Raw genomic sequence first — 402 nt, 5'->3', positions numbered from 1 at the left:
AGTCCAAAGCGTCAATCCTACAGTAATGGTTATTGACCAATATGGGCTGGGAACGAACGTCGCAGATCCACCACCTAAAAGTACTGTGAGAGTGAGCATACCCACCATGCCAGCAGAGATGAGCATATAAATGAAAACCGCCATGAAACTATAGTAATGTATTTTGTTCCTTGAGGCTATGTTATCCCTTAGGGGTTCATTGTTCGAAGCGCCTCCATGACGAATGATTCTCCAACGACCTTCTTTCGCTATAGATTCCCATCCTGACTCTACTAAAGCTTGTGGGAAGTGGTCCACCTTTTTATATTGAAGTCTATATGTACAGTTTTTAGGATTCTCAATTTGAAAATGGAATTTCCTTGTCCAACGATTGAATCCAGTTAGAAAATGCCCTTTGCTCGC

1 protein-coding gene is annotated in these 402 nt (G+C 42.0%); it reads right to left on the bottom strand.

The genetic code is table 11. From position 1 onward, the window contains the following. Nucleotides 1-402: DUF2812 domain-containing protein (locus tag JI666_RS21000; protein ID WP_206895021.1), on the bottom strand; the 402-nt coding region annotated here is incomplete at both ends.

Origin of the sequence: Bacillus sp. NTK071, assembly GCF_017303315.1 — a bacterium.
Taxonomy (GTDB): domain Bacteria; phylum Bacillota; class Bacilli; order Bacillales; family Guptibacillaceae; genus Guptibacillus.
The sequence above is the reverse complement of the archived record's forward strand: the minus strand, read 5'-3'. Positions and strand labels throughout refer to the sequence as shown.